Origin of the sequence: Streptomyces sp. NBC_01439, assembly GCF_036227605.1 — a bacterium.
Classification (GTDB): Bacteria; Actinomycetota; Actinomycetes; order Streptomycetales; family Streptomycetaceae; genus Streptomyces.
Window position 1 is genome coordinate 7,745,093 of the sequence record NZ_CP109487.1, and the last position, 14,475, is coordinate 7,759,567.

The 14,475-nt window shown below is 67.2% G+C and carries 11 protein-coding genes; 7 read left to right on the top strand and 4 right to left on the bottom strand.

Features of this window, described 5'->3' with window-relative positions; all coding sequences use genetic code 11:
- Nucleotides 1-23 precede the first annotated feature (23 nt).
- Together ltrA and OG207_RS44140 are read right to left on the bottom strand one after the other, a co-directional pair.
- Nucleotides 24-1,493 carry a group II intron reverse transcriptase/maturase gene (ltrA, locus tag OG207_RS35360; protein WP_329104369.1) on the bottom strand — a complete coding sequence of 490 codons (1,470 nt, stop codon included), beginning with the start codon at nt 1,491-1,493 and terminating at the stop codon, nt 24-26.
- A gap of 1,987 nt (nt 1,494-3,480) precedes the next feature.
- Nucleotides 3,481-4,011 (bottom strand): transposase, encoded by a 531-nt coding sequence (locus OG207_RS44140; protein WP_443072793.1) that lies wholly within the window; start codon nt 4,009-4,011, stop codon nt 3,481-3,483.
- A gap of 895 nt (nt 4,012-4,906) precedes the next feature.
- Here OG207_RS44140 and OG207_RS35370 point away from each other — a divergent pair.
- From OG207_RS35370 to OG207_RS35400, 7 genes are all read left to right on the top strand, one after another.
- On the top strand, nt 4,907-6,796 hold the full coding sequence (locus OG207_RS35370) for a nucleotidyltransferase domain-containing protein (protein WP_329104371.1): 1,890 nt from the start codon (nt 4,907-4,909) through the stop codon (nt 6,794-6,796).
- Complete coding sequence (locus OG207_RS35375) at nt 6,793-7,854, top strand: hypothetical protein (RefSeq protein WP_329104373.1); 1,062 nt, start codon at nt 6,793-6,795, stop codon at nt 7,852-7,854. The genes OG207_RS35370 and OG207_RS35375 overlap by 4 nt, the downstream gene beginning before the upstream one ends.
- On the top strand, nt 7,851-8,639 hold the full coding sequence (locus OG207_RS35380; RefSeq protein WP_329104375.1) for an SDR family NAD(P)-dependent oxidoreductase: 789 nt from the start codon (nt 7,851-7,853) through the stop codon (nt 8,637-8,639). Before OG207_RS35375 ends, OG207_RS35380 begins: the two co-directional genes overlap by 4 nt.
- Nucleotides 8,640-8,736: 97 nt before the next feature.
- Nucleotides 8,737-9,162: an NUDIX hydrolase gene (locus OG207_RS35385; RefSeq protein ID WP_329104377.1), complete on the top strand. Its 426-nt coding sequence runs from the start codon at nt 8,737-8,739 to the stop codon at nt 9,160-9,162.
- A 744-nt stretch (nt 9,163-9,906) separates the two neighbouring features.
- Nucleotides 9,907-10,512, top strand: coding sequence for a hypothetical protein (locus tag OG207_RS35390; RefSeq protein ID WP_329104379.1), 606 nt, complete (start codon nt 9,907-9,909; stop codon nt 10,510-10,512).
- A gap of 122 nt (nt 10,513-10,634) precedes the next feature.
- Nucleotides 10,635-11,039, top strand: a complete 405-nt coding sequence (locus OG207_RS35395) for a hypothetical protein (protein WP_329104381.1) — start codon at nt 10,635-10,637, stop codon at nt 11,037-11,039.
- A 148-nt stretch (nt 11,040-11,187) separates the two neighbouring features.
- Entirely contained in the window at nt 11,188-11,466 is a 279-nt protein-coding gene (locus OG207_RS35400; RefSeq protein WP_329104383.1) for a hypothetical protein, read from the top strand.
- A 100-nt stretch (nt 11,467-11,566) separates the two neighbouring features.
- Here OG207_RS35400 and OG207_RS35405 read toward each other — a convergent pair whose 3' ends face one another.
- Complete coding sequence (locus tag OG207_RS35405) at nt 11,567-12,853, bottom strand: ParM/StbA family protein (protein ID WP_329104385.1); 1,287 nt, start codon at nt 12,851-12,853, stop codon at nt 11,567-11,569.
- A 57-nt stretch (nt 12,854-12,910) separates the two neighbouring features.
- The gene (locus OG207_RS35410; protein ID WP_329104387.1) at nt 12,911-13,375 is read right to left on the bottom strand and encodes a hypothetical protein; all 465 of its coding nucleotides are present in this window, start codon (nt 13,373-13,375) and stop codon (nt 12,911-12,913) included.
- Nucleotides 13,376-14,475: the final 1,100 nt, after the last annotated feature.

Consider the following 14,475-nt stretch of genomic DNA (forward strand, 5'->3'; position numbering starts at 1 on the left):
CGGGCTCTCCACGGTCTCTGCCGTCAGGTGGTTGCAGGGGTCCAGGGGGTGGGGATCGTGTTGCCGCGGTAGCGATACCGGGTGACCGGGATCGCGCTGATCTTCCGCAACTCGATCTCGCCCGCGCTGATCGGCAGCCATCGCCCGGTGGGGGTGGTGAGCCTTCTGCGGACGTCCGACCAGTTCCAGTGATGCCGCTCTTGCAGCAGCCGGATCACTCGCCACCAGACGAGGTTGTCCAGGTTGCTGAAGGTGCGCTTCGCAACGGCATGCCTGAAGTAGTTGGCCCATCCGTGGGTGACCCTGTTCAGATTGATCAGCACCACGGCCAGGTCCTGCTGCGACGTTCTGTGGGTGAGGGTACGGATCTTCGCCTTCACCGACCGGACGGGCCGGTCGGCGATGAAGGTGTAGACGTACCACTTGTCCGTTCCGCGCTTGCGGCGCCACTGGATGTGGAACCCCAGAAAGTCGAACCCCTCGCTCAGGTGCACCAGTTGGGTCTTGGCTTCCGAGAGCCGCAACCCGATCGGTGCGAGGACCTGGGCGATCTCCTCGCGCAGTGCCTCGGTGTCCTGTCTGGTCCCTTTGACCAGGACGACGAAGTCGTCTGCGTAGCGGACCAGCCGCCACGAGGGCAGGCCCTTGGCACTCCGCCGTTCGCGCCGACTGCTGGTGGACAGTTCCCCGTCCGGTTCCCATGCCCGGTGCAGGTGCTCATCGAGCACCGACAGGGCGATGTTCGCCAGGAGAGGGGAGATGATGCCCCCTTGCGGCGTGCCGGTGAAGGTCTCCTGCTGTTCACCGAGTTCCGTGAGGAGACCGGCCTTCAGGAACGCCTTCACCAGCGCCAGTACCCGCTTATCCTTGACCCTCATCCGGATACGGTCCATCAGCGCGACGTGGTCGATCTCGTCGAAGCACGCCGCGATGTCCGCGTCCAGCACCCACCGATAGCCGTGGGTGCCATAGAAGTGGATCTCGGCAATCGCGTCCTGTGCCCGCCGCTTGGGCCGGAACCCGTAGGAGACCGGCTTGAAGTCGGCCTCGAAGATCGGCTCCAGCACCAGCTTCAGCGCGGCCTGGACGACCCGGTCGGCGATCACGGGAATCCCCAGCCGCCGAACCTTCCCCGACCCGCCTGGTTTGGGAATCTTGCGTTCCCGCACCGGTAGCGGCCGGAACGAGCCCTGCCTGAGCTGGGCCCGTAGGTCGTCCAAGAATCCGGCGACCCCGAATCGCTCCTCAACGTCGGCGGCCGTCAGGCCGTCCACGCCGGGAGTGCGGGCTCCCCGGTTGCCGGCGACCCGGTCGAACGCCGCGATCAGCGTCGCCGGGTCGTGCACGAGGTTGAACAGATCATCGAACCGGCGGCCGGGATCGGCCGCCGCCCAACGGTGAAGCTTGGCCTGCATCTCCGATACCCGCTGGCGTGGACCCACCAGGTCCGCCTCCAGCAGAGCGCCGCTGTTCAGCGGTGCGTCTTTCGGCATTGCAGTCTCCATCCCTTCTCGATACCGCTGCCGCCCTTCCCCATGTGCGCGGGCTCTCCCCGGCTCGGAGTACTACGGCGGCTCCGCCCCACCCGGACCGTTCGGCGGTCGATGCGCCTATCCCCAACCGGGCACTGGCTGTGCACGACAGGGGAGTTGAGAACAGGTGGTTCCCGTGTTCACTGCGATTCGCTCGTTGGAGTAGGAGCCCGACTGTGTCCCTGCGGCATCGCCACGAGTACGCCGTAGACCTTCCTCGTGGCCTCCCGAACGGCTTCGAAATACCGGTCAAGGAGTTCCTCACTGCCACCAGGCAGCGAGTGCGCACCGCTTCCGGCCCAGATCCGCCAGGTTCGAGCCGGTGTAGTCGTTAAGAGACGTAAAGACGCCGGTTCCTCGCGTACTCCTCTCCATCCCGCTCGCCGGACCCGCACCATCTGGCAGTACTGGCACGTCCCGGCTTCGTCAGGGCCGCTCCCGCCCTCCCCGGCATCACCCGGATCAGGCTGCCCTCAGCTCCACCTCCCTGCTACGACAGGTCAGCGGTGAAGGTCTCTCACCTCCACACGAATCACAGCGCCTCACGGCGCAACTCGAAGACGAGCCAGGCTCCACGCGCCGCCGCGAGTCTTCCGCGCAGGGCCACACCTCCTTGACCCACCCGGCCACCACCTCTGTGACGGCCCAGGCGGAGCTGACCGATGGGCCCCGGGAGTGCATTGGAGCAGGCCGCCCGCGAAGCCTTGAGTTCGGCAGCCCAATCCCACGAAAGAGAATGTCATGAGCACGACATCCATTGCCCAAGTGGGCGACACCGTCCGCGTTTCATTCCCAAACCCACCTGCGCCCGGCTCCAGATCGTGCTGGGGCGCCGCGTTCTGGTCGCCGGGCCCCGATCCAGGCGGCCCCACGGTGAACTGACCGAAATCGCCCCAACCTGCGCCACGGTCAAGAACCGCGAAGGCGACCTCCCGACCTCCTAGTCTTCCGGATCAAAGACGTGGAAATCTCCTGCGCGCCGATTCCCTTCGAGGATCGCCGGACCCTCCTCCCCGAATGCCGCGTGGCCTGACCGGTTCGCTTCCGTCTGCTCCTTCGGGGGCGCCTCCACTGTGCGATCGAGCCCCCGACCGATGGGCCGCCTCCACCTTCCTCCAGCGGGGGACCGGTACCCCAGCGCACCCACCCCAAGGGTTCGGGCTGCTGCACCACCACCCCCACAACAGGCCTGGGCCCGACAACAGTGCCCGTGTAGCCCAAAGACGGGTACGACGACTGCTCCGGCACACATTCACCGCCGAAGGAGAAGCGATGCCGCGGCCCGCGCTGTTGCCGGATGTCAGAGACCTCGACATCGCGATCAGCAAGCTGCCGCAGGTAGGCGAACGTCCAACTGGAGCCGTGGCCCGAATCAGCGAGTTCCATTGCGAGCGGGGGCTGGGTGGTGACTGATCTAGATCGACGAAGTCGATCCGGAAGTAGATCTGCAGAGGCATCGCCATCCCCCCTCGCGCACGGGCGCGATTGCTTCGCGGGCCCTGCGGCAGGTCATGGTCGAGCCCGAGCGCCTCGCCGACGACCTTGCGGCCAACGCCGGAGGGCGCGGCGCGAACTACCCAGACCTTGGCGCTGCCTGGGGTACGACCCGCCAGGGCGCAGCAAGCGCTGGCCCCAACCGGTCAGCACCGAGCCTGTGAACCCATCCCGGCGCTGAATGCCACCACCGCGAACCGCAAGGTCGAGGAGGCACCCGAGGACCTCACATACGACACGAGCGAAGATGCCGCCGGCGTCTTCCTCGCCGCCAATGCCATTACGACGGACGGAGACACGACATGATGTTCGCGATCGGCGCGCTGCTCGGCTGCGCCGCAGCTCTGCTCGCCCTCGCCATAAGGAACAGCCTGACCCGCACGCCGCACTGAGGGTGGTGCGCGACCGCCTCGAACTGGTCCACCCCCCAGCACGACGCCCTGCTTTGCCGCGGCTACGTCCAAGACCGCCGCCGCGAACGGCTGCGCGACATCAGGCAGGGCCGCCCCGTCGAGGAGCAGAACCCGTGGGGCGAGGCGTACCCACTCGAAGAAGAGATCGCCCGGCGAACGAAAGCCGACGCCTGAGCACCGAGACCACCGCGGCCGCCGCCGACTTCGCCCAGGTGCTCGTCGAGCGGGCCGACGGATACCCGACCGACCCGGAGGGCACAGCGCCCGTGATCGCCACAGTCACCGACCCGGCGACAGGCGAGCAGCACCCGGTCCCCATCGAGCCCGGCCAGCTCGGAACAAGGACATGTGTGCAGGGTCCTCCAGGGCCCGTACCGTGCCGGCGCATCACGCCACGCCGACCCCGTCCGCAGCTTCCACGCGATCCCGTTCAGCACCCGCCGGTCGTCCAATCGCGGCCGTCCCGAGGACGACCGCGACAACAGCCCGGACAGCGCTTCCCACTTCACATCCGTCGGCTCATGACGATGCACCATGTTGACGTGATTGCCCGTCAGGAACGTTTGGGGCATGTCCTGAAGCGGGCCGAGTGAATGCCGAGCTTGGGGGCATTGCGACGGGGTCTGGTCGGGAGTGGCCGGTAGGTCAGCGAAGAACGCGAGTTTGATCGGCGAAGCCGATCCGGGACTCGGATTGACGAGGCATTCGATCAGCGCAGCTGATTCGGATGAAGCCTTGAAAGAGAAAAACGTCTGATCGGCGAAGCCGATCCGGATGGCGACATGACGGACAACTGAACATCTCGGCCCGAATCACTCAACTGCGCGCGGACGATGTCATCGGTCCGGGCGCAGTGCTGCATTCGAGGAGAACAGCTCATGCCGAGCGTGTAGCGAAACGGTCCGTTTGGCTTTGTGTTGAACCCGGCGCTTCCCGCGCCACATCCGTCGGCTCATGACGACGCACCATGTTGACGTGATTGCCCGTCAGAACCGTTTGGGGCATGTCCTGAAGCGGGCCGAGTGAATGCCGAGCTTGGGGGCATTGCGACGGGGTCTGGTCGGGAGTGGCCGGTAGGTCAGCGAAGAACGCGAGTTTGATCGGCGAAGCCGATCCGGGACTCGGATTGACGAGGCATTCGATCAGCGCAGCTGATTCGGATGAAGCCTTGAAAGAGAAAAACGTCTGATCGGCGAAGCCGATCCGGATGGCGACATGACGGACAACTGAACATCTCAGCCCGAATCACTCAACTGCGCGCGGACGACGTCGTCGATCCGGGCGCAGTGCTGCATTCGAGGAGAACAGCTCATGCCGAGCGTGTAGCAAAACGGCCCGTTTGGCTTTGTGTTGAACCCATCGGGGTTGGCCGTGACCAGGCCGGATCCCGCACTTGACCCCCTTTCCCTGAACACCCATGTGGTGGGCGGCGCTTTGTGCTGCCCACGCCGTAGAAGGAGAAACCTGATGGATCACAAGTCCACGATGTTGTCGGTCGCGTTCAATGGGGCCGACAACACGGGTAAGACCACGCAGATCGGCCTGCTGGCCCGCCGGATCGGTCCGGCTGCGGCGTCCGCCGGCGCCCTGCACGACCACGACTCCCGATGGACCGGTATCCGGGACGACATGGCCGGGTGGTGGTTCGAGACGGGCCGCATCGAGGAGGTCGTGGACGTCCTCGCGACTTCTTACCTCGCGCGATCCGCCGCCCCCGGCGTCGAGAGCCTGCGACTGTTGGACCGGGGAATCCCCATGCTGGAGGCGTCGATCGCCGCCACCGTTGCCGTTCGCGAGAACCTGGCCGCCCCGGCGGCGGCCGACCGGGCGCGTGCCCTGCTCGAACCTTGGGCCACGGACCTTCGCGTCGCCGAGAACAAGGAGCTTTCCCTCTACCTGGCGTTCTCCGAGGACATCGGCAAGAACGTGGCCCACAGCCTCGCCCACCAGGCGAGCGTCACCCCGCCCTACGACCGCTACCAGTGGGCCCTGAACGAACGACTCAAGGGCATGGTCGGAGAGGGTCGCTTCGAGCACGTGGTGCCGATCGGCGGCCGCTCCATCGTCCAGGTGCAGCGGGAGATCCGGCGTCTGCTGCACCCGCGGCACCCGGCCGTCCCGGCCCGTGCCCTGGACGGGGTGCAGATCATCGCGCTCGCCGGGCTGTCCGAGAGCGGCAAGAGCACCGCCGGCGAGTATCTGCGCACGCGACACGGCCACGCCCGCCTCAAGCTCGGGTGGCTGCTCGACACCGCCGCCGCGCACGCCGGCATACCCGACCCGTACGCGGTCACGGAGGTCGACCAGGCAGAGATGATCGTCGACGCCCTGGATCGCTATCTGACGGCCCACTACTACGTGACCGGCGTGACGATCGAGTCGCTGCACTCCAAGAAGTCCACCGACGCACTGCGACGAATGCTCGGAGAGCAGATCACCGTCACGTACCTCCACACGCCCATGGCGGACCGCCGCGCACGCAGCGAAACCGGAGCCGACGACGTGGTCGTGCGCGACGTCGTCAAGGCGAGTCGAGGCGCGGACAGGATCGTGGACATCGCGGACCGGGTGATCGACAACTCCGGTACACGGCTCCACCTGGAGCGCTGCCTGGACGAGATGGTCCTCGATCGCCACTGGCCCGCACGGCAGCCGGAGACGCTGCCCGTGAACATGCTGGGCCTCCCGATCGGCCCGGAGTCCTACCTGCACAAGCTGCTGGACCGCACCACCGGCGGCGCTGACCCGGTGGTGGACCTGCTGGCCGTCACCGGGTCCGGTGCCCGGGGCGAGTTCCAGAGCGGGTGGAGCGACCTCGATGTGTTCGTCGTCTCCGACAACGCCCGTTTGGGTGCCCTCGCCGACGTGCTGGCCGAACTCCGCGCCGACCTGGAGGGCGTCAAGCTCGGCATCAGCGTCGTCACGCTCGCCGAATGCCGCACCGGCAACGTGTCCGTTCGGCTCCAGCATGTGCTGGCCCAGATCGGTGCTGGTGCCATCACCCCGCTGTGGGTCCGAAACGGCCTGCGGCTCCCCGCTCCGGACCCGGCCGCCATCGTGGCCGCAACCGTCGCCAACGGGGTCCAAGCAACCTTCGACATCCGCCGTCAGATCCTCGCCGGCGCCGGCGATCTGCACGCCCTCTACAAGGTGACGGGGGTGTCCGCGAAGGTGCAGTTGGAGTTCCGCGGCGTACCGGTCTCCGCCGACGTGGACGCCCTGACCAGGCTCCTCGGCGCCCACGGCCACGACACCTCCCTGGCCCGCACCGCCCGTACCGACCGCGCCGCCGCCCTCGAGGTAGCCCGGATCGTCCTCGACCTGTGGGACGACACCATGAAAGGACTGAAGCAGTGACCGACGCAGTGACCGACGCAGTCTTCGCCAAGGACTTCCCCGATCGCACGGCCGCGATTGCGGAAGTTGATGGCCACTACCTGGTCAAAGACCGACTCTCCGTTCCCCGGCTCCATGGTCTTCACGACGGGCCGGACGGCAGCCAGGTGGTCTTCGACGACGTGTTCGCTCAGGGACGGTGCGAACTCCTCCTCGGCGACCTCATCGCCCTCGCCGACCGCGACCCGAGCCACATACCCCGTGTCGTCGGGCTCGTTGAAGCCGTGTGCCACGACCTGACCACCGCCTTCATGCCCGAACGCCGATCCCCCCTGAGTAGCTGCGTTCCCACCCTCTACGCCGACCGCATCCGACCGGGTGGACGCCTGGACGCCTGGTACCTGAACCCCGGCCACTCCCTCGTTCCGGCCGGAGGAAACGTTCCCGCTCTCACTGCGGCTGACCTCGCCGACCACACGATCACCGTCAACGGCCGGCCGCTCACCATCAACCTCCCCGACATCGTCCACACCACCCGCCAGATCCTGACACCGGACAGCAGTTGGGTGAGCGGACACACTCAGGGAGACCCCACCGAGCCCAACATCGCGGCCCCCCTGTGCTGGCTCGACTTCACGCTCGCCGGCCTCAACACCCTTCCGGGCGAGGCCGCCAACCTCCTCTGGTACCTGATGGGCCTGGGCGGCTGGCTCGTCCCCACCTATCAACCCGACACCTACCAGCGCACCATGCGCCTCACTCTCCCGCCCCTCACGACCCCCCGGATCACCCAGCTGCACCACCACCCCGGACGCCGACACCTCGACGTCCACTACCGCTGGAACACCGGCCCCGGCCGCCGAGCCGCCCTCACCACCGCCCTGCAAGCCCTGCCCGACATCCCCTGGGACGACTTGCGCCCCTTCCTCACCCTCCGCGTCCTCGGCGTCGTCAGTCCCCAGCCCATGACGACGACCGACACCCTCCTGACGCTGATCAAAGCTGCCGAACTCCATCAGACGAGCAGCAACGCCACCGAGTTCTTCACTCAGCACACCTCTGAAACGGAGCTTCCGTGAACCCCACCTTCCCCATCACTGATCAGTCGCTGCGCAGCCGACCCCTGCTCGGCCGCACCGCTCTGGTCACCGGAGCCACCGGTGGCATCGGCGCCGCGATCTGCCGCGCCCTCGCCACCGCCGGCGCCCGCGTTGCCGTCGCCCATTTCAACGAGGACGCTGCCGCCGCCGACCTCCTGGACCAGCTGCCCACCCGAGGCATCGCCGTCTCCGGTGACCTCACCGATCCGATGTTCCCGACCGCCCTGATCGCCACCGTCACCGACGCCCTCGCACCCGTCGACATCCTGATCAACAACGCCGGTGCCTACCCCCGTATCCCCTGGGAGGACCTGGACGAGGCCGACTGGGAACAGTCCTTCGCCATCAACCTCCACGCTCCGCGCCGTCTGTGCCACGCTGTCACCGCGAGCATGACGGAACGTCAGTGGGGCAGGATCGTGAACATCGGCTCGATCAATGCCCTCGTGGGCCGTCGCCAGCTCACCCCCTACGCCACGGCCAAGGCCGCGATGATCGGACTGACCCGGTCACTGGCCCGCGATGTCGGCGCGAGCGGGATCACCGTCAACTCGGTCCTGCCCGGAGCGATCCAGGTTCCTGCTGAAGATCTCCTCCCGCCCTCCGCCCGGGTGTCCCCCGAGCACCAGATCGCCCGCCAGTGCGTTCCCCGCCGCGGGCGGCCGGAGGACGTCGCCGCCGCTGTCGCCTTCGTGGCAAGTCCTTCGGCCGGGTTCATCACCGGTCAGAGTCTCCACGTTGATGGCGGCTGGATGATGAACTGATCTCCTCCGGCCGGGTTCATCACCGGCCAACGTCTCCACGTTGATGGCGGCTGGATGATGAACTGATCTCCTCGACAGCAACGCTTGAGGAGACACAGTGAAAGAACGCGTGCGGGCCGTCCTGATCACCCCGGCCCACACCATGCTCGTCATCCGCCGCACCGTCCCCGGCCGCGACGTCTACCACGTCCTCGTCGGCGGCGGCATCGAGGACGGCGACCCCACCCCGGAAGCGGCTCTCCACCGTGAGATCCACGAGGAGATTGCCGGGAAGGCTCACATCGTCCGGCTGCTGGGCACTCTCGCCGACACCGAACGCGAAGAGATCCAGCACATCTATCTCGCCGAGGTCCGCACCTGGGCCTTCGACGACCGTACCGGCAGCGAGTTCACGCGTGTCGATCGCGGCACCTACGAACTCGTCGAGACCCCCCTTACCACCCCCCAGGCCCTGGCCACCCTCAACCTCCAGCCTCCATCGGTGCTGCCCCTGATCCAGGAGGTCATGTCCGAATGGGCGTGAAGCGGTGCTGGAGGTTCGGCCTCCTGGGCGCGAATGCCGCGCGACAGGGAGGAAGACCGTCTGGCCCGTCACCTTCGAAGGATTTCGGCTAGCCGTAGGGCGGTTGGCCTGACAAACCCACCACAGAATTCTGCACGGAGCGGTTCAAATCCGCAGTGCGCCGGCTGATCCTCGGCGTACGCCAGTGGGCACACCGTGCAGACCAACCACGGAAGAGGTTCGATTCCCGCACGCCGCAGATGATCCCTGCGGCGTGTCCCTGGAGATCTCTGCAGCTCCAACTACCCCAGCACCCCGGTGCGCGCTCTGCCCTCGGGCAGGTGCGGCGCCGGGGTGCTGGGTTTTTTCGTGGCTCGCCCTACTCGCCCCGTGAAGGCAGTGAGCACGAGGGATCAGCAGAGCTGATCCGGATCTGACGTTGAAGAACGTCCGTGTTCCGCCCAGGAGTCGAGCCATGAACTGCCCCAACTGCGCCAACGACATGGAGTCGAGCGCCTACGGCATCCGCGCCAGCAAGAAGGCCACGCACACGTGCTCCGAGTGCGGTTACAGCGAAACACGCTGAGCGGCTGCTTCTCTCCCGACGAAGCCGGACGACCTCGTTCACCAGGACCTCGCCCCCCTGGAGGCCGCACATATCTACGGCGGGCGCTGCGAACTCGACGAACTCGTCTTCTTCGAACCCATGCGGGCGGCCCACCCCCCCACACACACACAAGCACTGACCAAGGAGCACGGACCATCATGAGTTTCCTCAGCCGCATCGGCTGCATCGAGACCGAAGAGCAGGAGCGGACCCGGCTGGCCCAGGCCGACGAAGGCTCGCTGAACCACTACCTGTCAACTCTGCCCGTGACCATCGAAGAGTGGCCCAAGGACCTGCTCGTCGAACTGCCCCGGCAGCAGCCGCGCACTCACCAGGCATACCGCGTCGTCGTGGTGCCGATCGAGTTCCGGGAGGAGGCTCTGCCTGGGGGTGCCGAGGAGGAGCCGCTGCCGCGCAAGCGCCACTCCGGCGCTTGGACGTGTGCCGTGGTGTTCTCCGACGACCCGGACCACCCGGCCGGCGGCTTCCGCATCGATGTCCCAACCGCCGAGATCGTCCGAGGCCGGAAGATCGACCTCGCCACCGCCCTGGCCCCGTTGTCCCGCGTGTCCGGCGAGACTCTGCACGCCCCGGAACCGCTGTGCGGCTCGGGCGAAGAGCGCGGCGTGATCACCCACTTTGACCGGTCCACGGACGGGATCACCGGTCACAGCCGGTGCGACAACGCGCCGTGTGTGGCGGGAGCCGAGACCGCCGTGCACGTGTGCGCCGATGGCACGCGCTTCTACCGCGTTCCGTTCTAACGCCACGGCGCCTCCGGATCCGGGGCCTTTGGCCGGTCCCTCCCGGTGAGACGCTCAACGGCCGCCGGTTTCCGCAATGCACCTGTGCGGTGTACCACACCAGAAACGCGGAGTTGGTTCGGATGGTGCGCGAAGTCGGCGGCGAGTGTTCCCAGGTGTCGGCCACCATGACCGAGCGGCCGGAGCGAATGCGTGCGGGTCAACTCGCCGCCCTGCCGACCGTCGCGGAAATCCGGATGGCGTATCCGCTCGCCGGTGGGGGCGCCACGCTGCGGCTCATGACCGTCGAGGGCAGCACGACCGAACGCCACATGATCCCGCTCACGGAGCGGGGCGGAGCGGGGCGCGGCCGGTCGGGAGAACCGCACCCCGCCGGTATCTACCTGGACGCCATCACGGCAACGGCCGAACGCCTCGCCCACATTGACCGCGCGTACGGTCCCGTGGCAGAACTTCCGGACCTTCCAGCCGGTGTGAGCGCGCACCCGTCCGGCCCGCGTTCCTGGCGGATCTGTATCCAGCCGTAGCCGACTGGGGTCTCCTCTTCTGCATGATCAGCGGAGCTGATCCGGTCTGGCCTTCGGAAGATCACGTCCACGCCAGGAGTACTGCCGTGAGCTAGGGACTCCGCTGCAGAGCAGCGCCGGGGGTCTCACTGCCGAATCCATCAATGCCGTGGACCAGGCGATCGCCACGATCCGCGAACACATCGGCGAACTGTCCGACTCGAACGACCGCTGCCCGCTGCTCAAGGACGACCGGCAGGGTGGTCCGGCCTCCTCCTACCTGCCCCATCTCGATGCCCACGATCAGGCGCGGGCCGCGAAGAACCTCTTCGGCGTGCGCGCCTACCGTCGGCCGCTGACCCGCGAGGTGGAGCGTCCGGACACCAGCACCCTGGGCTGGTTCGTCATGTTCCGCTGCCCGCTGGTCCGGGACCTGCCCGCAATTTGAGGTGGACCATCCCGACCAGACGCAGCGAATCGGACCAGCGGTAAGGATCCTTGACCTCATCGTGGATGGATGCGAGCGCTTCGCACCTCAGGCCACCTCCTTAACTGTGCTTGCCCGCGGGCTTCGCCGCGAGGGCCTGCTGCTCGACGTGCCGTGCCGCGATGTACAGGCCCTCGCGGTTCAGGTGCCGCGAGTAGCTCGAGTCGAGGTAGAGCACGGGCACATCGCCAGCGGCCTTCAGAAGCGCAGGGTGCAGCAGGTGCTTGATAGGGCCCGAGCCGCCGCCGTAGACGTAGACGACCTCGGTCGTCGCACCGGCCTGGGAGAGGACGTCGCCGAAGGAGGAGGCGATCTCGTCGACCAGGTAGCTGGCCTCGTCCTCGACGAAGCCGGCGGCGCGCTGGTGACGGTTCTTCACCAGCACGGACGGCTTCGCGTGGAGGAAGTCCGCCAGCTGCTTGCGCGAGGAGAACTGCAGCGTGGCGTCCGACTCGCTCATGCGCTCCATGGCGTTCATCAGCGCGGAGCCGTAGCCCTCGTCGAGCGTGGATGCCGCCTCGGGGTTGAACCGCCCGTCGGTGAAGACCGGGAAGTTCACGGTGCCCTCACCCACGTCGACGCCGATGGTGTTCCGCGCCGCCACCAGATCGGAGGCCGAGACCCCTTCCACGACGGAGGCGTCGCGAGTGCGCAGATCATCGAGAAGAGCCTGGGCCAGCGGCTCGCCCTTGTCGGTGATGGCGAACTGCGCGGAGGCACCCTCGGCCATCACCTGAACGTCGACGAACTGCAGGCGCACCGAGACCGGGGTGCTGAAGTTCTTGATCGTCACCAGGTGCACCGCGGGGTCGGAGCTGCCCAGCAGACCGATGAACTCGGCGGCGTAGGAGTGGCGGCGCGCGACGAACTCGGAGATCGGCAGCGCCAGGCCGGCGCGCACCTGCACGCGCAGCTCGTGATCGGGCAGCGTGCCGTTCTCGCGGACGTAGTCGCGCAGGGCCTTCGCGGCGAAGGCACCCAGGACCAGGACCTTGCTCAGCTCCTGATCAGCCTTGGAGTGCTTGCCCAGTACCTCGAACTCGGTGAACTTCGAGCCGCGCACGCTCAGCGCTGCCCGGCCGAAGATTCGGCGGTCCGACGCCGCTACCAGGGTCGTGGTGAGCGAGCAGTCCAGCTGGTTGTAGAAGTCGCCGGCCATCACGGAGGCCGCATCCGCATCGGGGAGCGGCACCTTCGGCGAGGTGCGGGAAGTCGAGACGACTGCGCTGGGCAGATCGATCTCGTCGAAGATCTCCCGCTTCGTATTCTGGATGACGCCCTTGACGTAGCCGTTGCCGACGTCGATGCCGCCGGTGAGGGTGATGATGTCGTTGCTGTTGGCGCTCATGAATTCGGTCCCTCGGTGTTGTGTTGTCTGCCTGGAAAATGAAATTCACCGCGCCACTCAGCGCCGAGTGCTCGCCATGATTTCGTCAATGGAGGCCTGCTTCGGCGGCTCCGAGGTTGGGCCGGGGGTACTTGCCGCAGGATCCGCGACCGTCTCAACAGGTGTCGCAACCGGCTCGGGTTGGGCCAACGGCGCTGGTGCTGTCTTCTCGACGACGGCGTCGGCCTGGTCGGCGACCACGGGCCGTGGCTGAACGGGCATGGCGGCCGGACGGCGCTCGGTGACCACCTCGTCGTCCTCGCGCTGCTCGGCGCTCTCCAGCGGCGGACGGCCGCGACGCGGCAGTTGCTCGACGGGCTTGTAGTAGACGTCGACGTATCCGTCGCGCTGAATGGACTCCCGAATGAGCAGTCGCAGCGACTGCGAGATGTTCTCCTGCTGAGCGAGCCACTCGATCACCGAGGTGTCGGCAGCGGGCACGGTCCAGCGGACCTTGCGAGGTTCACTCGGCTGATTCGCCATTGCACTCACCTCGCCCTGCCACTCGCTCCTGCACTCCATCCGATCGTTCGCCGGATGCCTCTCGCCCTGTCACGTGGGCTCGCCACCCCTCATGTTTCGCTTCGAATGCGAATCGCTATGAGCCCACTCTATTGTCCCTATTGAGTCGCATGCAAGTCCCACTCGATACGCGAGTTGGACGCCATTGCTGTCCCCAGTCGCCCCTGGTGGGGACACCTGCGAGACGCCGCAATGCCCCTGCTGGAGACGACTGGGCGCAAGCCGAGGGCGCCATGCGCCTATGAGTCCCCCATGCAACGCAACAAGGGCTCCCGCGGGACACCTGCGAGACACCTGACGTCAGGGCGTGGTCCCGGGGAAGCCGCATGGGGGCACACGTGAGCTCCCGCTGGTGTCCCGACCGTGTCTCTTGAGAGACGCCACCCGGCTCCCCGACGCAGATGTGTCCTCAGAGGGCACTGTGCGCGACACCGGGGCGGCACGGTTGGAGCGCGCGCGAGATGCTGTGCGGACACGCACGGGACTCTGGGAGACCCGACAGCAGCAGTCGGTGTCTTGTACGTGTCCCAGTCGCGGCCCCTGCGTGTTTCGATGGGTCACCGCAGAGACGCGAGGGAAGTGCTGATTCACGGGGCCGCGAGGCCTGACCGCGTCCCTTGCCAAAGTCATCCGGCGGGTACGTCGAGACGGTCACGGACCGCTGGCGGAGCGCGGCCAGCACAGCTGTCACCGAGACACCGACACAGCGCTGGTGCGGCGGTCGGCACAGGGGCGTCATCGAGCCGACAAGGTTGGGCAGAGAGAGAAGGGTCGAAGGGGGGAGTGGGCCCCCACGCCCAGCGAGCGTGCGAGGAACGACGTGCTTGCGCAGCATCGGCCGTGGGGTAGGAGAGGCGCGGAGGCATTGCTGCGGAGGCACGCCTTGGAGGAAGGCGACAACGCTCCGATACGCCTCGAGCTGCTCGCTGTGCTCGCTGTGCTCGCTGTGCCCGATGGGCAGATGGTCGCAGCAGCCGGGGCTCTCTTCTTCTGATGCGTTCACGAGAGACCGCCCCGGGCTCGCCGCGCGAGCGCGAAACGAAACACGGCCCGGGGCCGGA